This window comes from Bradyrhizobium sp. USDA 223, from assembly GCF_044909005.1.
Lineage (GTDB): Bacteria > Pseudomonadota > Alphaproteobacteria > Rhizobiales > Xanthobacteraceae > Bradyrhizobium > Bradyrhizobium yuanmingense.
This window is the reverse complement of sequence record NZ_JBIYDR010000001.1, coordinates 4,396,459-4,415,562: the sequence shown is the minus strand read 5'-3', so window position 1 is coordinate 4,415,562 and position 19,104 is coordinate 4,396,459. Positions and strand designations below refer to the sequence as shown.

Annotated in this window: 24 protein-coding genes; 12 read left to right on the top strand and 12 right to left on the bottom strand. The window is 64.5% G+C overall.

Translation table 11 applies throughout. From position 1 onward, the window contains the following. Nucleotides 1-33: 33 nt before the first annotated feature. Entirely contained in the window at nucleotides 34-237 is a 204-nt protein-coding gene (locus ABIA40_RS20505; protein ID WP_036038118.1) for a hypothetical protein, read from the top strand. Between the two features lie 147 nt (nucleotides 238-384). On the opposite strand, the gene ABIA40_RS20500 is transcribed toward ABIA40_RS20505, so the two are convergent. Continuing rightward, on the bottom strand, nucleotides 385-630 hold the full coding sequence (locus tag ABIA40_RS20500) for a hypothetical protein (protein ID WP_271542552.1): 246 nt from the start codon (nucleotides 628-630) through the stop codon (nucleotides 385-387). A 169-nt stretch (nucleotides 631-799) separates the two neighbouring features. On the opposite strand from ABIA40_RS20500, the gene ABIA40_RS20495 reads away from it, so the two are divergent. After that, nucleotides 800-967, top strand: coding sequence for a hypothetical protein (locus ABIA40_RS20495; RefSeq protein ID WP_271542546.1), 168 nt, complete (start codon nucleotides 800-802; stop codon nucleotides 965-967). Nucleotides 968-1,064: 97 nt separating this feature from the next. On the opposite strand, the gene ABIA40_RS20490 is transcribed toward ABIA40_RS20495, so the two are convergent. The 6 genes from ABIA40_RS20490 to ABIA40_RS20465 form a co-directional block, all read right to left on the bottom strand. After that, nucleotides 1,065-1,553, bottom strand: coding sequence for a DUF3147 family protein (locus tag ABIA40_RS20490; protein WP_157286965.1), 489 nt, complete (start codon nucleotides 1,551-1,553; stop codon nucleotides 1,065-1,067). After that, nucleotides 1,553-1,900, bottom strand: coding sequence for a DUF3147 family protein (locus ABIA40_RS20485; protein ID WP_271542545.1), 348 nt, complete (start codon nucleotides 1,898-1,900; stop codon nucleotides 1,553-1,555). The genes ABIA40_RS20490 and ABIA40_RS20485 overlap by 1 nt, the downstream gene beginning before the upstream one ends. Further along, nucleotides 1,897-2,484 (bottom strand): phosphatase PAP2 family protein, encoded by a 588-nt coding sequence (locus tag ABIA40_RS20480; RefSeq protein ID WP_271542544.1) that lies wholly within the window; start codon nucleotides 2,482-2,484, stop codon nucleotides 1,897-1,899. Before ABIA40_RS20480 ends, ABIA40_RS20485 begins: the two co-directional genes overlap by 4 nt. 160 nt (nucleotides 2,485-2,644) lie before the next feature. Then, complete coding sequence (locus tag ABIA40_RS20475; RefSeq protein WP_271542542.1) at nucleotides 2,645-3,199, bottom strand: DUF4142 domain-containing protein; 555 nt, start codon at nucleotides 3,197-3,199, stop codon at nucleotides 2,645-2,647. Nucleotides 3,200-3,286: 87 nt separating this feature from the next. Beyond that, nucleotides 3,287-3,514, bottom strand: a complete 228-nt coding sequence (locus ABIA40_RS20470; RefSeq protein WP_157286961.1) for a hypothetical protein — start codon at nucleotides 3,512-3,514, stop codon at nucleotides 3,287-3,289. 8 nt (nucleotides 3,515-3,522) lie between these two features. After that, on the bottom strand, nucleotides 3,523-5,310 hold the full coding sequence (locus ABIA40_RS20465) for a thiamine pyrophosphate-requiring protein (RefSeq protein WP_404543047.1): 1,788 nt from the start codon (nucleotides 5,308-5,310) through the stop codon (nucleotides 3,523-3,525). Between the two features lie 146 nt (nucleotides 5,311-5,456). On the opposite strand from ABIA40_RS20465, the gene ABIA40_RS20460 reads away from it, so the two are divergent. Then, on the top strand, nucleotides 5,457-5,831 hold the full coding sequence (locus ABIA40_RS20460; RefSeq protein WP_157287000.1) for a PRC-barrel domain-containing protein: 375 nt from the start codon (nucleotides 5,457-5,459) through the stop codon (nucleotides 5,829-5,831). Between the two features lie 24 nt (nucleotides 5,832-5,855). On the opposite strand, the gene ABIA40_RS20455 is transcribed toward ABIA40_RS20460, so the two are convergent. Continuing rightward, nucleotides 5,856-6,320 (bottom strand): helix-turn-helix domain-containing protein, encoded by a 465-nt coding sequence (locus ABIA40_RS20455; RefSeq protein WP_271542538.1) that lies wholly within the window; start codon nucleotides 6,318-6,320, stop codon nucleotides 5,856-5,858. A 172-nt stretch (nucleotides 6,321-6,492) separates the two neighbouring features. Between ABIA40_RS20455 and ABIA40_RS20450 the strand changes: the two genes are divergently transcribed. The 5 genes from ABIA40_RS20450 to ABIA40_RS20430 all read left to right on the top strand — a co-directional run bounded on the left by ABIA40_RS20450 (nucleotide 6,493) and on the right by ABIA40_RS20430 (nucleotide 11,579). Further along, nucleotides 6,493-7,230, top strand: coding sequence for an SDR family oxidoreductase (locus ABIA40_RS20450; protein ID WP_275496905.1), 738 nt, complete (start codon nucleotides 6,493-6,495; stop codon nucleotides 7,228-7,230). Nucleotides 7,231-7,292: 62 nt separating this feature from the next. After that, nucleotides 7,293-8,294, top strand: coding sequence for an NAD(P)H-dependent flavin oxidoreductase (locus ABIA40_RS20445; protein WP_404543046.1), 1,002 nt, complete (start codon nucleotides 7,293-7,295; stop codon nucleotides 8,292-8,294). Between the two features lie 109 nt (nucleotides 8,295-8,403). Continuing rightward, entirely contained in the window at nucleotides 8,404-8,823 is a 420-nt protein-coding gene (locus ABIA40_RS20440) for a hypothetical protein (RefSeq protein WP_271542532.1), read from the top strand. Between the two features lie 112 nt (nucleotides 8,824-8,935). Further along, the gene (locus ABIA40_RS20435) at nucleotides 8,936-10,501 is read left to right on the top strand and encodes an alkaline phosphatase D family protein (RefSeq protein WP_404543045.1); all 1,566 of its coding nucleotides are present in this window, start codon (nucleotides 8,936-8,938) and stop codon (nucleotides 10,499-10,501) included. A 259-nt stretch (nucleotides 10,502-10,760) separates the two neighbouring features. Continuing rightward, nucleotides 10,761-11,579: an aldo/keto reductase gene (locus ABIA40_RS20430; protein ID WP_404543043.1), complete on the top strand. Its 819-nt coding sequence runs from the start codon at nucleotides 10,761-10,763 to the stop codon at nucleotides 11,577-11,579. A 60-nt stretch (nucleotides 11,580-11,639) separates the two neighbouring features. On the opposite strand, the gene ABIA40_RS20425 is transcribed toward ABIA40_RS20430, so the two are convergent. Further along, nucleotides 11,640-11,879 carry a hypothetical protein gene (locus ABIA40_RS20425; RefSeq protein WP_157286955.1) on the bottom strand — a complete coding sequence of 80 codons (240 nt, stop codon included), beginning with the start codon at nucleotides 11,877-11,879 and terminating at the stop codon, nucleotides 11,640-11,642. Between the two features lie 102 nt (nucleotides 11,880-11,981). Beyond that, nucleotides 11,982-12,434 carry a hypothetical protein gene (locus ABIA40_RS20420; RefSeq protein ID WP_404543042.1) on the bottom strand — a complete coding sequence of 151 codons (453 nt, stop codon included), beginning with the start codon at nucleotides 12,432-12,434 and terminating at the stop codon, nucleotides 11,982-11,984. A gap of 159 nt (nucleotides 12,435-12,593) precedes the next feature. Between ABIA40_RS20420 and ABIA40_RS20415 the strand changes: the two genes are divergently transcribed. Next, nucleotides 12,594-12,866 carry a helix-turn-helix domain-containing protein gene (locus ABIA40_RS20415; protein WP_404543041.1) on the top strand — a complete coding sequence of 91 codons (273 nt, stop codon included), beginning with the start codon at nucleotides 12,594-12,596 and terminating at the stop codon, nucleotides 12,864-12,866. 20 nt (nucleotides 12,867-12,886) lie between these two features. Here ABIA40_RS20415 and ABIA40_RS20410 read toward each other — a convergent pair whose 3' ends face one another. Next, nucleotides 12,887-14,119 (bottom strand): PLP-dependent aminotransferase family protein, encoded by a 1,233-nt coding sequence (locus ABIA40_RS20410; RefSeq protein ID WP_404543040.1) that lies wholly within the window; start codon nucleotides 14,117-14,119, stop codon nucleotides 12,887-12,889. 52 nt (nucleotides 14,120-14,171) lie between these two features. Further along, the gene (locus ABIA40_RS20405) at nucleotides 14,172-14,699 is read right to left on the bottom strand and encodes a DUF3124 domain-containing protein (RefSeq protein ID WP_198399975.1); all 528 of its coding nucleotides are present in this window, start codon (nucleotides 14,697-14,699) and stop codon (nucleotides 14,172-14,174) included. Nucleotides 14,700-14,766: 67 nt separating this feature from the next. On the opposite strand from ABIA40_RS20405, the gene ABIA40_RS20400 reads away from it, so the two are divergent. The 3 genes from ABIA40_RS20400 to ABIA40_RS20390 all read left to right on the top strand — a co-directional run bounded on the left by ABIA40_RS20400 (nucleotide 14,767) and on the right by ABIA40_RS20390 (nucleotide 19,100). Next, nucleotides 14,767-16,497, top strand: coding sequence for a cation:proton antiporter (locus ABIA40_RS20400; protein WP_404543038.1), 1,731 nt, complete (start codon nucleotides 14,767-14,769; stop codon nucleotides 16,495-16,497). A 176-nt stretch (nucleotides 16,498-16,673) separates the two neighbouring features. Beyond that, nucleotides 16,674-17,750 (top strand): 3,4-dihydroxy-2-butanone-4-phosphate synthase, encoded by a 1,077-nt coding sequence (ribB, locus tag ABIA40_RS20395; RefSeq protein WP_036004011.1) that lies wholly within the window; start codon nucleotides 16,674-16,676, stop codon nucleotides 17,748-17,750. A gap of 135 nt (nucleotides 17,751-17,885) precedes the next feature. After that, entirely contained in the window at nucleotides 17,886-19,100 is a 1,215-nt protein-coding gene (locus ABIA40_RS20390; protein WP_036004014.1) for an acyl-CoA dehydrogenase, read from the top strand. Nucleotides 19,101-19,104 lie beyond the last annotated feature (4 nt).

Here is a 19,104-nt window from a genome sequence, read left to right as displayed (position 1 = left end):
GCTCCGACACATCAGCAGAAGCGAGAGCGCATCATGGCCCATTCCGACCAAGGCATCGTCAAGGACAAGCGTGGGGAGGAGCAGCCCCGCGACAAGGAACGTGCGCAATCCGTGCACAAGGCGGATCCGAAAGGCTCGCCGTCGCGTGAAGCGACGCGCGATCCCAAGCTGAACGACAACATCAAGACGCCGGGTTCCGGCGCCATGCCGGACGGCTCGAGCGACGCCACGGGCTAAGCGCTCACCAGGAACGAATTCGCGCAGGAAGAGTCGCCGGGTTGCTTCCGGTAGTCATGCCCCCGGTGCGCCGGAAGCAATCTCCAAGGACGGCCCTGGCACCCACCGTGCCGGGGTCGTTTGCTTTTGAGGGGGGCTTTCCGTGCGTCATCCGCCGCCGCTCTCCGGATCCCCCTGAGTATGTCCTTCAGGCCCGCGGCCGAATACGCCGAAGCTGCTTGACTTCACGCCGGCAGCGGCATCGACGCCCACAGCGGCCAGTCCGAACTTCAGGAGTTCGCGGACTGCTGCCGCCCGCGTCGGCATGCGGTGCTTGAACCGGAAATCGTCAATGGCGGCCAACTCTTCCGGCGAGAGCATGACCTGGAGGCGCTCGGCGCGAAGGTCGTTCATGGCGATCACGCAAATTGAGTAGGATGAGTAGCTTACTCAACGAACCAGCTTGATGAGAGTTCCGCGAAAGCCGACGAAGTCCGCAAGTGAGTAGGAAATCAAATGAAATCAATAATTTATTGTAACGCATGCCGCCGTAGGGCATTGTTCCCGGAAGGGAGGAGAAACCATGACGGACGAAGTCAGGTTACCTCGCAAGCTTTCCGAAGAACCCGCAGCGCCCGAGCCGGTGCGGCCAAGCCAGCAGAAGATCATCGATGAGGTCGAGCGCTGGGCCAACAGCCCGGGCCTCCAGCCGCCGCAATCGCGGCCTTCGACGGGAGCGAAAGCGAGCTAGGGCATGATCCGGAAAAGTGCGAAGCGGTTTTCCGCAAAGATCATGCGTAAACAACAATCTAAAGCGCGATGACGATTCATCCAAATCTCATCGCACTTTAAGGCTTTGCGAAGCGAGAGCCCGTTGCCGACGGCGAATGGCCTGATCGACGCGATTTGTGGGAGACACTGCGAAGCTTGCGTCTGAGCCACCAGGCCGACACGGACACGATGGCCCAGACCGTCAGCGCGGCTAAAAAAGCGAGCGCGACGCTTGCCCCGACAATTAAATGGAAGATAGCGGCGAACGCGGCGAGGCCGATGCTGCCGAGCGCGGCGCCGACAGCATCGAGGGCCGCGGCCTTCTGTCCGCGACGCCGCCCGCTCAGGCCGGCCTTCTCCTTGGCGTGACGCTCGTGACTTTCGATCAGCGTCGCGCTGGCGCAGAAGATGGCCGGAAGAGCAAGAAAGAGCCCGCCGACGGACAGGCCGAACTTCGAACCGATAACGCCCGCGAGCACCGTCGCACCGCCGCCGAGCACGAAGCGAATGGCGTACTCGTACCACCGCGTCTGTTTCAGCGCCGATGTCGATAGCTTCACCAGCATCAGGCGGCACCTCCCAGGCCGGCGAGCAGGCCGAAGGCGACAACGAGCCATGCGGCAAAGGCGAGGATCGTGGCTGGAAGCGCGCCGAAACGGAACCTCATCAGGAGGTGGCAGACGACGACGCTGTAGCAGGCGAGCGCGATGGCGCCATAGATCATCGTCCAGCTCTGGGCCGCAGCATATTGCGGGCCGTGCTGGACCACTGCGATGCCGAGGGTGGCCAGCGCCACCGACGGTGCGGCGCCGAGCAGCCCGGCAAAGCTCTTCGGCCGCAGCATGTCACCGACGATCGTGAAGACGGATACGATCAGGCCGCCGGCGACGAAGCGCACGAGATATTCAGTCATGGCTGTCCCCCCGAGCCCTTGCGCTGCCGCTGCCGTGACTTCGCCATCGTGAACGGCCGGAACAGGCGCTCAATGATGATGCCGAGCGTGAAACCTGCCACGACGTCGCTGGCCCAGTGCGCGAGCAGCGCGACGCGCGTCAGGGACAGCGCTACCGCAAAGGAGCGCGCCAGGCTGCGCGGGGCCGGCGGCAACAGGCCTGCGGCCGAGGCAAGGGCGCCCATATGCACGGCGTGACCTGAGGGAAATGCATCGCGCGCTCGCCCCGAAAAGGGAACGCCGCGCCTATGGCCGCTCACCGTCAGCCGGTCCGGCCTCGTCTGATCGAACACGGATTTCAAGACATGTGGCAACACGGCCGTCACCAGCGACACGATCAGGACGTGATCGGCAACGGGACGCTGCTGCGGATGCCGAAGGCGGGTGTAGAGCCATCCCACTGCCGCGAGCGCAACCAGGACATGCTCGTCGGCGCCCCAGGTCATGGCCTGGGCGGCATGCTCGAGCCCCGAGTTGGTATTGTGCGCGATCTCGTTGGCGATCGCCGTATCGATCCGGGTGGGTTTGACTGTTACAAGGGCCATCGGTCCGTCGGCGACTGTTCCTCCATGACAGTTTTGTAAAGCCCTGGAACAAAGAAGGTTCCTGGCTCAACCGGCAGGCACCGCACAGCGGCAGCGCGATGACGTTCTCATCGCGCGCCAGGAAAGGACGCCGGAGGGCCGGCGTCCTTTCAGCAATGCGTTACTTGCTGGATTGGCCGACGCTCGGCGCCCTGCCGAGGTTCTTGGCCATGTCGAGGTGGTGCTTCAACGCCGGGAGCGTTTTGCCGGCCCAATCCTTGAGCTCGGCATTGTCGCCGCCCTTGGCGTAGCGCTCGAACAGCGACACGGCATCTTCATGCGCGCTGACCTGATAGGAATTGTAGTCCGAGCTGAAATCCTTGCCGCTTGCATTCTTGAGTTTGTCGATCTTGCTCTGATGCGAGCTGTCGAGCGCCGTCGGCAGCTTGGCCTGCACCTTGCCATTGCCGACCAGTCCCTTGAGCTCGTTGCTCGTCTTGGTGTGATCGGTGATCATCTGCTGCGCGAAGGCTTTCTCTTCCGCGTTGCCCTTCTGCTGGGCGAGCTTGCTCGATTCGATCTCGAACATGTCGCTGATCGCGACCTGCGTCACGAAGTCCGCGGTCGCAGGCGCAACGCCGAGCGCCGAATTCACGCCGGTCTTTTCGCCGAGCGACTGGGCGAGGGCGGGGCCTGCGAGAACCATGCAGGCAAGAGCGATGATTGTGCGTTTCATGGTCAAATCCTTCCGAAAAGGTCGCGTGGCCGCTTGCCGGCGACGTGCGGCGACCAACACGCCGCGGGGGCCCGAGGTTCCTAACGGCTAATCCGCGCGATTCCGTCCGGTGCGCGGATTGATGGGATCTGTCGGCTTGCGTCGAAGCCGTTCGGGCAGGAACGGTTCGGCCGCCGTGGCGGTCGCGTCGGCCCGTACATCCGCGTGGTGCTGCGCCTGCTCGTGGGAGGTGCGGTTGTCATTGATCCGGCGCTTGACATCGAGACCGTCGACCGGATCGTTGACGCCGTGCCTGATGTCGCGGAAATCACTCATGGCTCGCCTCATTGCTTTCCTGGCAGGATCGATTCCAGCACCTGCCGCGCTGCTCCCTTGATCATCCCGCTCTCGTTCGGGTCGCCCTTCATCAGGGCGAGCGAGAAGTTCTTCGCCTGCTGCAAGGTGATGTGTGGCGGCAGCGGCGGCACCTCGGGATCGGTTTTCACTTCCAGCACGACGGGCATCTCGCTTGTTAGCGCCTGCTCCCAGGCCGAGCCGAGCAGCTGTGGGCTGTCGACGAAGATGCCGCGCAGGCCGATCAGTTCGGCGAAGCGCGAATAGGAGACGTCGGGAATGCGCTGTGACGCCTCGAACTTGGGATCACCGTTGATGATGCGTTGCTCCCAGGTCACCTGATTGAGGTCCTCGTTGTTGAAGACGCAGACGATGAACCGCGGGTCCTTCCAGTCGCGCCAATACTTCGCCGCGGTGATCAGCTCGGCCATGTTGTTCATCTGCATGGCGCCATCGCCGACGAGTGCAATCACGGGGCTGTCCGGATGGGCGTATTTGGCCGCGAGCGCGTAAGGCACCGCAGCGCCCATCGAGGCGAGCCCGCCGGAGAGCGAGGCCGTCATGCCGCGCCGCATCTTCAGGTCGCGGGCGAACCAGTTGGCGCATGAGCCGGAATCGCTGGTGATGATGGCGCGGTCCGGCAGGCGCGGTGACAATTCCCAGGCGACGAGCTGCGGATTGACGGGCGCGGCGGGCTGATGCGCGCGGCCATCCAATGTCTTCCACCACGTCGCAACGTCGTCCTGGATGCCCTGGCGCCAGGCCCCGTCGCTCTTGGGTTTCAGCCGCGGCAACAATGCCCGCAGCGTCTCGGCCGCATCTCCGACGAGGCCGACTTCCATGGGAAAGCGGATCGACATCATGCTGGCGTCGATGTCGATCTGCACGCCGCGCGCGCTGCCTTCCTTCGGCAGGAATTCTGCGTAAGGAAAGGTCGAGCCCACCATCAGCAGCGTGTCGCATTCCATCATCATGTTGTAGCTGGGCTCGGTGCCGAGCAGGCCGATCGAGCCGGTGACCCATGGCAGGTCGTCGGGCAGCGCGGCCTTGCCGAGCAGCGCCTTGGCGCAGCCGGCCGACAGGCGGTCGGCGACCGCGATGATCTCGTCGGTGGCGTGAAGCGCGCCGGCGCCGACGAGCATTGCGACCTTCTTGCCGGCATTGAGGATATCAGCGGCGCGGTCGAGATCGACGTCGTGTGGGATGATTCTAGGGGCGCTGTATCCGACGCCCGAGTGCAGCGTGCCGTGCGCGCGGGGCGGGTCCTCGTAAGCCTCCTCCTGCAGGTCGTTGGGCAAGATGATGACGGTAGGAGTCCGCCGCGCCAGTGCGATCCGCACCGACCGATCAATCAGGTGTCGCACCTGCGCGGGCGAGGAGGCCTGCATGACGTAGGCGCCCGCGACGTCCTTGAACATGGAGAGGAGGTCGAGTTCCTGCTGATATTGGCCGCCGAGGGCGTTGCGCGACTGCTGGCCGACAATCGCCAGCACCGGCTGGTGATCGAGTAGCGCGTCGTACAGCCCGGTGACGAGATGCGATGCGCCGGGACCGGAGGTCGCAATGCAAACGCCGAGCTGACCTGAGAATTTTGCGTAAGCGGTTGCCATGAAGGCCGCCATTTCCTCGTGCCGCGCCTGCACGAAGCCGATCTTGCCGCCCGCCCGGTTCATCGCACCGAACACGCCGTTGATGCCGTCGCCGGGATAGCCAAAGATGTGGCGCACGCCCCATTGGTACAGGCGCCCAATGATGAAGTCGGAGACGGTCTGGGACATCGCGGGCGGCTCTCTCTGTTGCGGCCTCGGTAGCCTCAGAGAACCGGCTCTTGGTGGTGATGTTCCCAAAGCTTTTGCGGAATACCCGCCGGAACGATCACTCACCCCTTCCGGTTGATTGATAAATGGCTGAGTGGAGAATGACGATGCTGAATCAGGGCGAACTGGACCGTAACGAGATGGGCCGGCTGATCGGAAGCGACAAGGTCGAGGGAACCGCGGTCTACGGTGCCGATCGCAACAAGATCGGTTCAATCGAACGGGTCATGATCGACAAGATCAGCGGCAAGGTCTCATATGCGGTGCTTGGTTTCGGCGGCTTTCTCGGCCTCGGCAATGATCACTATCCGTTGCCCTGGCAGTCGCTGAAGTACGACACCGAGCTCGGCGGTTACGTGACTGCGATCACCGCCAAGGATCTGGAAGGCGCGCCGAAATACGGTGAGAAGACCGACTGGAACTGGAGTGACGACGCCGCCGTGCGCGGCATCAACTCCTATTACGGTGTTCCCTTCGCTTGAGCTTTGAGAGGCGCGGCGCCTCGCTCACCCCGCCGCTTCTCTCCGCCCCGGGCCCGCATGCACATGCACCTGCTTGGCATGCAGCACCTCGCCGCATTCCGAGCACACCATTACGGGATCGAACAGCTTGCCGCAGCTCTTGTGCTCGTGCAGCAGCGGGCGGCCGCGCTCGTCGCCCATATGGGTGTCACCCCAATGCACCATCGCCATGATGATCGGGTAGAGGTCGAGCCCCTTCTGGGTGAGGATGTATTCGTAGCGCTTCGGCGCCTCGGAATAGGGGACGCGGCGCAGGATGCCGAAGCGGACCAGCTTCTTCAGCCGCTCCGAGAGCAGATGGCGTGTGATCTGGAGCGAGGACTGAAACGCCTCGAACCGCCTGACCCGCAAGAAGCACTCGCGCAGGATCAGCAGCGTCCAGCGGTCGCCAATCGCGGCGACGGTGCGCGCAAGCGAGCAGGGCTCTTCCTCCAGCGTGTCCCATTTCATGATGCGGTTCCTCAAGTCGTCAGTCTGAAAAAGGAACTAAGTTGATCGATCAGAGAGATTTTCACTAGAAACTAACATTCAGCTGCTCAGTTTGACAGTTCTATTATTGAACTATAGCCTCCGGCACACAAACGCCGCGCGCTCGCAGCGCGGCCCATGGGAGGAGGCGGTCTTGTCCAAGCGAAACGCGACTGCGGCCGTCATCGGGGCCGGCGATTTTATCGGCGCCGAGATCGCCAAGAAGTTTGCCGCCGAAGGGTTCTCGATTTTCGCCGGCCGCCGCAATGGCGATAAGCTCGCGCCGCTGGTGCAAGAGATCGAAGCCGCCGGTGGTGACATCCACGCCCGCTCGCTCGACGCGCGGAAGGAGGATGAGGTCATCGCCTTCCTCAATGACGCCGACAAGCATGCACCGCTCGAAGTCTGCATCTTCAACGTCGGCGCCAACGTCAATTTCCCGATCCTCGACACCACCGAGCGCGTGTTTCGGAAAGTGTGGGAGATGGCCTGCTATTCCGGCTTCCTCGCCGGGCGCGAGGCCGCGCGGCTGATGCTGCCGCGCGGCGGCGGCAACATCTTCTTCACGGGTGCGACCGCGAGCTTGCGCGGTGGCAGCGGCTATGCCGCCTTCGCCAGCGCCAAGTTCGGTCTGCGCGCGGTCGCGCAGGCGATGGCGCGCGAGCTCGGGCCGAAGAACATCCACGTCGCCCATCTCATCATCGATTCCGGCGTCGACACCGAATGGGTGCGCCAGCGCCGGCTCGAGGCGCTCGGGCCGAATGCGCTCGATAATCCCGACCTCCTGATGCCGCCGTCCTCGGTCGCGAACGCCTATTGGCAGCTTTACCAGCAGCCGAAGAGCGCCTGGACTTTCGAGATGGAGATCCGCCCCTTCGGAGAGAAATGGTGACCGCGGCGAGAAAGTCCGGCTAGACTGAGCTCAACATCAAGCAAATTCCGGGAGGATTTTCAGTGAAGACCGCGATCACCGAACTGTTCGGCATCGAGCACCCGATCATCCAGGGCGGCATGCATTTCGTCGGCTTCGCCGAGCTGGCCGCTGCCGTCTCCAATGCCGGCGGGCTCGGCATCATCACCGGTCTCACGCAGAAGACGCCCGAGCTGCTCGCCAAGGAGATCGCGCGCTGCCGCGACATGACGGACAAGCCGTTCGGCGTCAACCTCACCTTCCTGCCGGCCTTCTCGGCGCCGCCTTATCCGGAATACATCGCGGCCATCGTCGAGGGCGGCATCAGGGCCGTGGAGACCGCGGGCCGCAGCCCGGAAGCCTACATGCCGGCGCTGAAGGCCGCCGGCATCAAGGTCATCCACAAATGCACATCGGTGCGCCACTCGCTGAAGGCCGAGCGCATCGGCTGCGACGCCGTCAGCGTCGACGGCTTCGAGTGCGGCGGCCATCCCGGCGAGGACGACATTCCCAACATGATCCTGCTGCCGCGTGCGGCGGAGGAGTTGAAAATCCCATTCGTCGCCTCCGGCGGCATGGCCGATGGTCGCAGCCTGGTCGCGGCGCTCTCGCTGGGCGCGGCGGGCATGAACATGGGCACGCGCTTCATCGCCACCAAGGAAGCGCCGGTGCACCAGAACGTGAAGGACGCGCTGGTCGCGGCCACCGAGCTCGACACCCGCCTGATCATGCGGGCGTTGCGCAATACCGAGCGCGTCCTGAAGAACGCCAATGTCGACCGCCTGCTCGAGATCGAGCGCGAAAAGGGCGCCAAGCTCACGATCGACGACATCCACGACCAGGTCGCGGGCGTCTATCCCAGGATCATGCTGGACGGCCAGATGGATGCCGGCGCCTGGAGCTGCGGCATGGTCGCGGGCCTGATCCACGACATCCCGTCCTGCAAGGAGCTGATCGATCGCATCATGGCCGAGGCTGAAACCATCATCCGCAGCCGCCTGATGGGGTTCCTGGACGGGACGGACGCTGCGCGAAAGGTCGCCTGACACCGCCAAACTTCTTAACCACGGCGGCATCTGACCGCTGGAATTACGCGCGGCGCCTCCTAGATAGGGGTAAATTGCCCCTTTCATAAATCGATTTCAGGAGGCGTCCGTGGTCCTGAAAAGCGTTCCCTTCGCAATTGCCTTTGCCCTCGTGGTCGCAGGGGCCGGTGTTGCGCGCGCCGACGACTACAAGCCGGGCGAATATCTCGGCCTCGATCTATCCAAGGCGGTGCTGTCGCCGAAACGTCTCGGGCCGGAGACGCACTTCGCGCCGGTCGCGCTCGAAGCGCGCGGTGGGAACGAGGCACAGGCACGCGCTGAGCCCGTCGACGTGCCGAAGAAGGTTGCCGCCGAACGCGTTCGTGTGGCCGAGCCTAAGGGCACGCATGCGGCGAGCAGCCAGCCGCGGGGCGCGGCCCGCGCCAAGCTCGCGCACCGCCGCGGCAACCCGCTCGATGCGCAGGCACTGGACACCCGCATCCAGACCTGGCCATGCCGCTCCGGCGGCATCTGCAACTGGAAGCGGTGATCACAGGCGTCATCCCCGCGTCGCAAAACCGTAGGCGCGGAGTCAAGAATCCGTAAGCCGGGAGTCAAGGAGCGCAGGCACCTTCCGTCGAGATTCGACGAAGGTCTCCTGAATGGCAACGCTCCGCGCCTCGCGCGCATGGACCCGGCGGCAGTTTCTGGTCCGCTCCGCTTCCAGTCTCGCCATCGCCGCGCTCGCGAAGCCTCATTTGAGCCGCGCGGCCGATCGGCCGCAGATCGCAGGCGGCATCCAGTCCGGCGATGTCTCCGGCGGCTCCGCGGTGATCTGGGCGCGCGCCGATCGGCCCGCGCGGATGCAGGTGGAATGCTCTACGGTCGAGAGCTTCAAGACCATCATCGCCTCGGCCTCCGGCGATGCGCTGCCCGCCGCCGATCTCACTGCAAAACTCCTGCTGGCGGATCTGCCGCCCGGGCAGGACATCTTCTACCGCGTCCGCTTCGACGACATCGCCACCGGTCTCCTCGGTGAAAGCCGCATCGGCCATTTCCGCACCGCGCCGGCAGCGCGTCAGTCGATCTCGTTTCTGTGGTCCGGCGACACCGCCGGGCAGGGCTGGGGCATCGACGTCTCCCGCGGCGGCTATCGCAGCTATCGCACCATGCTCGACAACAATCCGGATTTCTTCATTCACTGTGGCGATCACATCTACGCGGACTGCACGATCCCTTCCGAGCAGAAGCTGCCGAACGGCGACACCTGGCGCAACATCGTCACCGAAGAGAAATCGGAGGTGGCGCACACCCTGGCGCAGTTCCGCGGCAACTACAAATACAACCATCTCGACGAGCACTTCCGCGCCTTCCATGCGCAGGTGCCGATGTTCGCGCAGTGGGACGATCACGAGGTGACCAACGACTGGTCGCCGATCGGGACCTATGACGAGTCCGGACACGAGGACGACGGCACCCCGCGCCTGGTCGCGCGCGCCCGCCGAGCCTTCTTCGATTTCATGCCGATCCGCGACATCGGCGCGCGGCACGGCCGCGTCTATCGCAAGATCGCCTACGGCCCGCTGCTCGACGTCTTCATGATCGACATGCGCAGCTACCGCGACGAGAGCTGGAACAAGGGCGATGATCACCGCGGCTGGATCCTGGGCGCCGAGCAGCTCGCCTGGCTCAAGCGCGAGCTCGCCGCTTCGCGCGCGACCTGGAAGGTGATCGCGGCCGATTTGCCGATCGGCCTGATAAGCCTGGATGCCGTTGCGCTCGGCGATGGGCCGCCCGACCGGCGCGAGCACGAGATCGCGGATCTGCTCGCCTCGATCAAGCGCGCCGGCATCCGCAACATCGTCTGGCTCACCGCCGACATGCACTACACCGCCGCGCATTATTACGATCCGAGCAAGGCGCAATTTAGGGATTTCGAGCCGTTCTGGGAGTTCGTCTCCGGCCCGCTGCATGCCGGCAGCTGGGGACCGGGCGAGCTCGACGACACCTTCGGCCCGGTCGCGATGTACCAGCATGGCTGCAGCGCTGCGCAAGGCGAGAATCTCGCGCCCTGCTTCGGCCTGCAATTCTTCGGCAAGGTCGATATCGATGGCCGGACCGGCGTGATGACCGTGACCCTGAAGGACGTCGACAATCGCGACCTCTGGTCGGTCGACATCGTACCGCAGCCGCAGGTGCATCCTTCGCTGGTGGCGCAGCATTGGTGAGGTTGCGGCGCGCCAGTCGTCATGCCCGGGCTTGTCCCGGGCATCCACGTTCTTCGTGCCGCGTGGCAATGCGTGGAGGGCCGGGACAAGCCCGGCCATGACGATGGAGAGGCATTGCTAACCCGATCTTGATTGGCCGCCGTGCTCCTCCCGCGCTAGGGTGGGGGGTCCCGCCACTTCTTCTCCATCACTCGAAAAGTCTGCTCACGCGACATCGCCGCGCGCATCCGGTGGGCTGAATTGCTCAGGAGCCTGTTGCATGGATCATCTGAAAACACAGGGCATCAGCATGCCCAAGCTCGGCCTCGGCACCTTCCGCATGCAGGGCGATGCCTGCCGTGCCGCGGTCGAGAGCGCGCTTTCCATCGGCTATCGCCACATCGACACGGCCGAGATGTACGCCAATGAGGAGGCGATCGGTGCGGCCATCGCCGCCTCCGGCGTGCCGCGCGGCGAGCTGCACGTCACCACGAAAGTCTGGCACGAGAACCTCAGCCGCGATGCGATCCGCCGCGCTTTCGACGCCAGCCTTAGGAAGCTCCGGCTCGACCATGTCGACCTCTATCTCGTGCATTGGCCGTCGAAGGCCGCGAACTGGGGCGCGGTGTTCGAGACGCTGATGACGCTCAAGGCGGAGGGGCGCACGCGCGCGGTCGGCGTTGCCAATTTCACCACCGCGCTGCTCAAGGTCGCGGTCGAGGAGATCAAGGCGCCGATCGCCTGCAACCAGGTCGAATATCACGCCATGCTCGATCAATCGAAGGTGCTGGCCTATCTCCAAGCGAGGTCGATTCCGCTGGTTGCCTATTGTCCGCTGGCGCAAGGGCGTTTCGCGAGCGATCCGGTGCTGGCCGACATCGGCGCCCGGCACAATGCCACCGCTGCGCAGGTCGCGTTGAAATGGCTGCTCGACCAGGACGGCGTCGCCGCGATCCCGAAGGCCTCGCGTCGCGAGAGCCAGCAGGCCAATCTCGACGCGCTGAAGATCACGCTCGACGATGCCGACCGCATAAAAATCGCCGCGCTGGCGAAGGACAGACGTTGCGTCAATCCCGGCTTCGCACCGGCATGGGATTAGCTGCAATGACAAGCAATAGAAATGGCCCCGTGAGGGGCCATTTCCATGTTGCGTTGCGCATTAGTCCCAGTGGTGGTGATGGCGATGGCTGCGCTTGATGACGACAACCTTGTCGCCGCGATGGTGGCGATGCCAGCCATGGCGATGTCCGCGGAATTCGGCGCGGGCGCCGTACGGGCCGTGGTGATGATGATGATAGCCGCCGCTGCGCTTGATCACCACCGTCTCCGCACTTGCGAGTGTCGGCGCCGCGATCACGAGCGCACCGAGAGCCGCAACCACATAACCAAGCTTTTTCATGATGTCCTCCTCCAAACGAATGCACATCTAAACCGCAGATTTGCGCGAACGTTCCGGAGGAGCGGGAAGAGAATTCTGAACGGATGTTCAGACGAAGGCGTGCTAATCGCAGCGCTGCTGCGCGGGCGTCGGCGCACCGCTGGCGACGTATTTGCCGTTCCTGATCGTGTACTCGCCGCGCTCGCTGCGATTGTAGATCGCGCGCAGGATGCCGTCCTTCTGCAACAGCAACCCGAACTCGCGGGCCTGATGCAACGAGGGGAAGTACACCATGACATTGAGCAGGCCCTCGGCATTGACCGTGGCGGACACCACCTCGTTCTCGTCCCTGGCCTCGCCGAAATTGCGCCGGTACATCACCCGGCCGTCTTTCCGGATGTCGTAAGTCAAGCGCGCGCCCTGGTCGCGGTCGGGCCTACCCGAGCAATCGACCGCCCACGAGCCGAGCAGACCCCATTGCTCAACGGTCGTGGCCAGCGTCTCGGCACCGGCCGTGGAAGTGAACGCGACCCACAGCACCGCAGCCGCGATCCAGCGGCTCGAACAACGCATCATGTCCTGAAAAACCCCGCCTCGAACAATTCCAAAGTCTAGCATCCCGCGCGCGACCCCGCCACGGAAGCCGCCGATCGCCCGCGAATTTGATCCGCGTCAATGAGGCAGGGCGTTTGGAAGGTAAGATGGCATTTCCCGAAGGCGAACGTGGATAGAGCAATGCTGAATCAAGTCATGGATTTTGCGGGCGAAGTGCTGCCCGGGAGCTGTGCCGTACCGCCTTATTCCGAGGCCGCATTTCTGAGCGAGTTGGGCGATCGCCTGCGGTGCTCCCGCATGCGCTGCGATCTGTCGCGCCGGGAGCTCGCCCGCCGCTCGGGGATTTCCGAGCGCTACATCGCCCAGATCGAGGCCGGCAAAGGCAACGTCTCCATCGTCCTGTTGCTGCGGCTGGCTTCCGCGATTCACGGCAGTAAGCCACAGGCGGCGTGAGGAGACGTCCGGACCGGGCCTCAGGCTCGCTTCTCCACATTGGCGCTGCGGGCGGGCACGCCGAACTCCTTGCGGCAGACCTCAGCTAGCACGGCGACGCCATCGCGGATCTGCTGATGCGTGGGGCTGGCAAAGCACAGCCGCAGCCGCGAGGCGGAATGGCCCTTGCTGGTCGACCATTCCGGCCCCGGATTGATCGAGACGCCGACGGCGAGCGCGGCCTGATACAGCTTCAGCGTATCGACCTGGTCGGGCAGCTTGACCCAGAGGAAGATGCCGCCCTTGGGCTCCTCGAACTCAGCGGCGGTCCCGAACTGCTCGTTGAGGGCTTCCATCAGCGTGTCGAGCTTGCTGCGCAGCGCCTTGGTCAGGGTCGGCACGTGGGTTGAAAAGTGCGGCTTGCAGTAAGTGGCGAGCACCATCTGCTCCAGCGCACCGGAGCCCGCATCCGTCTTCAGCGCGAGCATCCGTGACATCACCTCCCAGGGCGCCACGACGAAGCCGACGCGCAGCGCCGGCGCGATCGACTTGGAAAACGAGCCGATATGAATCACGCCGCCGCTCTCGCTCATCGCGTAGATCGCGGGCGGCCGCTGCCCCGACCAGATGAGGTCGGCATAGCAATCGTCCTCGAAAATCGGCACGCCATATTCGGTCGCGAGCCGCACCAGCTCGGTGCGGCGGCTCTCGGGCATGATGCTGCCGGTCGGGTTCTGCACCGTCGGAATGGTGTAGATGTATTTCGGCCGGATGCCGCGGCGCTTCAGGTCGGCCAGCGTGGAGGCCAGCAGGTCCATGCGCATGCCGTCCTGGTCGAGCGGAATGCCGACGACGTTGACGCCGAGCCGCGCCAGGCGTGTCAGGGAGCCCTGATAGCTCTCCTGCTCGAAAATCACGGTGTCGCCGCGCGACAGCAGGGTGGCGTTGACGAGGTCGAGCGCCTGGAGCGAGCCGGAGACGATCAGGAGGTCGTCGACCGTGCAGCTGATGCCGGCGTCGCGCTTGAGTTTCGTCACCAGGAATTCGCGCAACGGCAGGTAGCCCTGCGGACCATGCGCCAGACCGTAGGTGGCGAGCGAGCGGCCCTCGCGCCGCAGCACCGTGTCGGCCGCTTCGATCAGCTCGTCGAGCGGCACCTGTTCGGAATCGTTGTTGCCGCCGACGAAGCTGTATTTGGCAAGGCCCGTCCAGCGCGCAGACGGGGCCGGCAGCCCTGCTGGAAACAGGGGCGCGAAATCGAAGCTGGACGTCATGGGAGCGTTCCTCGTTTTGTTCTTGTTGAGCGTCGGCTTTGCACCGGCCGCCTTACTTCTTGCCGGCCGTCCTGGTCGGACGGCCCTGACTGATGAAAGCGTAATGCGCGTTGGCGACGCCGCCAACCATTAAGGCTTCGACCACGGATTCTGCGATCTCGCCCGTGGCGGCCCAGTCGACCAGAAAATTGGCGCCGGTCCCGCCGCGCACGTCGTCGGTCGGAATGAAGATCGAGACGGTGGCGAGCGGCCTCAACGCCACCGGCGTCTTCAGAAAGCTCTCGACCTGCTTGCCTGCGGTGTCGAAATAGGCGATGCGTTTGATGACCAGCGGCTGGGTCTCGGAGGCGTTGTGTACGCTCAGCGTCACCGAGAAGTCGACACGCAGCTTGCCTTGGCTCATCGCGACGCTGGAATAGGCGGGCACGTAGAAACCGCCGGAGACGGCGAGGTCCTCCTTCGGCGGCGTGGTGAGCGAATCGGCAAAGTTTTGTTCGATACTGATCTTGGATTGCGCGGCGGCGGGCACGGCAAAGGCGAAGGGAGCGAGCAGCATGGCTGCGAAGAGCCCATTCCGCATGTGACGAATTGCTCGCTTGCCGCACCGCAACCCGCCACTAGGGTGCGGCAAAACGGACCAATTTGGCATGCATGAGCTCATTCGCGATATCACACTCTCTATTCTGTTCGCCTGGATGCTGGGGCTTCTCGCCCATTTCTCCCGGCAACCGCTGATCCTGGCCTACCTTATCGCCGGCTTCTGCATAGGTCCATTCGGTGCCGGCTGGGTCCATTCGCAGGAATCGATCAGCGTCATCTCCGAGCTCGGCCTGATCTTCATGCTGTTCATGATCGGGCTCGAGATCGACCTGAAGAAGATCGTTCGGGCCGGGCGGGTGATCCTGTTCGCGGGGGGCAGCCAGCTGCTGGGCGGCTGTCTGCTCGGGCTTCTGTTCTTTGTCGGCATCGGCCTGTCGCTCGGCGGTGGGCATTTCGATGCGGTCTATCTCTGCGTCGCCTGCGCGCTGTCGAGCACGGTCATCATCGTCAAGGTGCTCTACGAGAAGCGCGAGCTCGATACGCTGCCGGGCCGCATCACCCTCGGCATCCTCGTGCTCCAAGACATCTTCGCCATCCTGTTCCTGGCGGTGCAGCCGAGTCTGGCCAATCTGCAGGTCAGCGTCATCCTGCTCTCGATCGGCCGCGTCGCGGTGCTGGTCACGGCCGCGCTGCTGGTCAGCCGCTACGTGCTGCCCCGCCTGTTCCACCAGATCGCCCGGCGGCCCGAGCTGATCCTGCTCGGCGCGCTCGCCTGGTGCTTTCTCGTCGCCGAGACCGCGTATCAACTGTCGCTGTCGCGCGAGATGGGTGCGCTGATCGCCGGCGTCTCGCTCTCGACCTTCCCCTATGCGCTCGATGTCACCGCCAAGGTCACCACGCTGCGCGACTTCTTCATCACGCTGTTCTTCGTCGCGCTCGGCATGACCATTCCCGTGCCCGGCCTCTCGGTGATCAGCCTCGCCTTGATGATCGCGGCGTTCACGGTGGTGAGCCGCCTCGTCACTACCTTCATCCCGCTCTACCTGATGAAGCAGGGCCTGCGCGCCAGCCTGTTGCCGGCGCTCAACCTCGCGCAAATCTCCGAATTCTCGCTGGTGGTGATCCAGACCGGCGTCGCGGACCGCCACATCGCTGCCGAGACGGCGAATGCGGCTTCGTTCGCCTTCGTGGTGCTGGCGGTGCTCTCGACCTTCGTGATGACCCGCAGCGACGAGATCACCCGTTGGGCGATCGGCCCCTTGAAGCGGATCGGCCTGCGCGATCTCGACCATGGCAACGGCCATGCCGAGGAGGGCCACGAGGGCGGCCATGGCGAGGCCCGCCGCATCGTCATCCTCGGCTTTTTCCGTGCGGCGAGCGCGCTGCTGGCCGAGATCGAACGGCAGGCACCGGTGCTGCTCGAGCAGATCACCGTGGTCGATTTCAACCCCAATGTGTACCAGACCCTGCTTTCACGTGGTCTGCACGTGATCTATGGCGACATCAGCAGCGCCGACACGCTGCTCCATGCCGGCGTCGGCAAGTCCGAGATGATCATCCTCAGCGTGCCGGATTCGCTGCTGAAGGGCGCCACCAACGAGAAGCTGGTCCGTCACGTCCGCGCGCTCAATCCGACCGCCCTGATCGTCGCCACGGCCGACCTGTTGGCCGACGTCGGCGCGCTCTACGAGGCCGGCGCCAGCTACGTCACCGTGACCCGACTCAGCGATGCACATGAGCTGTTTACCGTGATCGAAGCCGCCCAGGCCGGCCTGCTCGCGGACAAGCGCGCCGAGCTCGATCAGCGCCTCGGCGAGCGCCGCGAGGTGCTGCCCTGACGGCGTAGGGCCGCCTTCCTTGCGGGCAATCTGCGCCTATATCGCTGGTATGCCCGGTGCAAGCCTGAAACCCATCGGCAGGCCCGCCCTCGGGCATATGTGGTTGCGCTGGGGAGACTAGCGCCCCGACCCAAGTCCGGCTAAGCCTCCCGGCCATAACCGATAGAGATTGGGAAATGCCCGATAGCGTTCAGGAAGTCTTGCAGGCCTTTGCCCGGGGTGAGCTCGTGGTCGTCACCGACGACGAGGACCGCGAGGGCGAGGGCGATCTGATCGTCGCCGCCTCGCTCTGCACCGCCGAGAAGATGGCCTTCATCATCCGCCATACCTCCGGCATCGTCTGCGCGCCCGTGACGACCGAGGACGCGCGCCGGCTGCGGCTCGATCCGATGGTCGCCCACAACGATTCCGCGCACACCACCGCGTTCACGGTCTCGATCGACTACAAGCCCGACGGCGGCACCGGCATCTCCGCCGAGGAGCGCGCCTCGTGCTGCCGTGCGCTCGCCAATCCCAATGTCGGCGCCAACGACTTCGCCCGGCCCGGCCACATCTTTCCGCTGATCGCCAAGGACGGCGGCGTGCTGCTGCGCTCCGGCCACACCGAGGCCGCCGTCGACCTCTGCAAGCTGTCCGGCCTGCCGCCGGTCGGCGTCATCAGCGAGCTCATGAACGACGACGGCAGCGTGATGAAGGGCGAGCAGGTCGCGCAGTTCGCGGTCAGGCACAAGCTCAAGCACGTCACCATCGCGGACATGATCGCCTACCGCCAGGCGCGCGAGAAGCTGATCGAGCGGGTCTCGACCTTCGTCACCGACAGCCCGATCGGTCCCTTGCAGGGCTATGCCTACCGTTCACCGTTCGATTCCATCGCTCACGTCGCCTTCGTCTACAACGGGGTCGGCGACGGCAAGAACGTGCTGACGCGCTTCCACAAGCCGAACATCGTCAAGGACACTTTCACCGGCCACAAGCGCATGGCCGCCGTGCTCGAGCATTTCAAGAAGACCGGCCGCGGCGTGCTGGTCTACCTGCGCGACGGCGCGGCCGGCGTGCCCGTTTCGCCGCTGCCGGACGAGACGTCGACGGAGGCCGACCGCAACCGCCAGTGGCGCGAGGTCGGCGTCGGCGCGCAGATCCTGCGCGACCTCGGCGTGACTTCGATCCGGCATCTCACCTCGTCGGTGCACGACTACAAGGGCCTATCGGGCTTCGGCATCGAGATCGTCGCCAACGAGCAGCTCGAAAGCTGACACGCATTGTCTTTCCCGGTCGCGCTGAAAGCGCCACCCCGGAGCGACCGAAGCCAGGATGCAATTGAACTTGTTGCCGCGGCGCTTTACTTTGTCGGGCAATTATCGACGGAACCAGACGCGAAAGGACGTTTCATGAGCGTGCGCCCTCAGGCCAAGGACAAGCCGGCTGCGGCTTCTTTCCAGTGGGACGATCCGTTCCTGCTCGACGAGCAGCTCACCGAAGACGAGCGCATGGTGCGCGACACCGCCCGCGCCTATGCGCAGGACAAGCTGCTGCCGCGCGTCTCCAAGGCCTATCTCGAGGAGAAGACCGATCGCGAGATCTTCAACGAGATGGGCGAGCTCGGCCTGATCGGCATCACGCTGCCGGAAGAATATGGCTGCGCCAATGCGAGCTACGTCGCCTATGGCCTCGTCGCGCGCGAGATCGAGCGGGTCGATTCCGGCTATCGCTCGATGAACTCGGTGCAGTCCTCGCTGGTGATGTACCCGATCTACGCCTATGGCGACGAGAACCAGCGCAAGAAGTACCTGCCCAAGCTCGCCAGCGGCGAGTGGGTCGGCTGCTTCGGCCTGACCGAGCCCGACGCCGGCTCCGATCCGGCCGGCATGAAGACCCGTGCCGAGAAGGTGTCGGACGGCTATCGCCTCACCGGCAGCAAGATGTGGATCTCGAACGCGCCGATCGCCGATGTCTTCGTGGTCTGGGCCAAGTCGGCCGCGCACGACAACCAGATCCGCGGCTTCGTGCTGGAGAAGGGCATGAAGGGCCTGTCCGCGCCGAAGATCGGCGGCAAGCTCTCGCTTCGCGCCTCCATCACCGGTGAGGTCGTGATGGACGGCGTCGTGGTCCCGGAGGACGCCCTGCTGCCCAACGTCTCCGGCCTCAAGGGCCCGTTCGGCTGCCTCAACCGCGCCCGCTACGGCATCTCCTGGGGTGCGCTTGGCGCCGCCGAGGACTGCATGCACCGCGCCCGTCAATACACGCTCGATCGCAAGCAGTTCGGCAAGCCGCTCGCCGCGACCCAGCTGGTGCAGAAGAAGCTCGCCGACATGGAGACCGAGATCGCCCTCGGCCTGCAGGGCTCGCTTCGCGTCGGCCGCCTGATGGACGAGGGCAAGTTCGCGCCCGAGATGATTTCGATCATGAAGCGCAACAATTGCGGTAAGGCCCTCGACATCGCCCGCACCGCCCGCGACATGCACGGCGGCAACGGCATCTCGATCGAGTATCACGTGATGCGCCACGTCCATAATCTCGAGACGGTCAACACCTACGAGGGCACCCACGACGTCCACGCCCTGATCCTGGGCCGCGCGATCACGGGCATTCAGGCGTTCTTCTAGTCAC